Source organism: Nocardia sp. NRRL S-836 (genome assembly GCF_001279525.1).
GTDB lineage: Bacteria > Actinomycetota > Actinomycetes > Mycobacteriales > Pseudonocardiaceae > Lentzea.
Genome location: NZ_LGDY01000030.1, coordinates 1 through 361 on the forward strand (window position 1 = coordinate 1; position 361 = coordinate 361).

At 70.9% G+C, this 361-nt stretch carries 1 protein-coding gene; it reads right to left on the reverse strand.

Going from position 1 to position 361, the window contains the following annotated elements:
• A partial coding sequence (locus tag ADL03_RS05605; protein ID WP_157528044.1) for a helix-turn-helix domain-containing protein occupies positions 1-361 on the reverse strand: 361 nt, incomplete at both ends.

Sequence of the window (361 nt, forward strand, 5' to 3'; positions counted from 1 at the left end):
GGGAGGCCCCGCGATCACGACAACACCACCGGTCTCGGCCTCACGAGAAAGCCGCAGCAGCTCCTGCCGCCTTCCGACAAGCCCGGACACAGCCGGCAGCCGGCGCAACGCCGCGCCTTTGGCGATCCCGACCGAGCGACGACGCCCCTCCTTCGCCAGGGAGAGGAAGGACTTCCGAGCGTCCCCCGCGAGTCCCAACGCGTCGGCGAGCAGCTCCGTCGAACGCTCATACGGCGCGTTCGCCCGACCGCGTTCCAGCTCACGCAACGCCCGGACGCTCATCCCGGAGGCGAGCGCCAGACCTGCCTGCGACAGACCTGCCGCCGTCCGCAGGCTCAGCAGGACCTCGCCGAACGTCGAA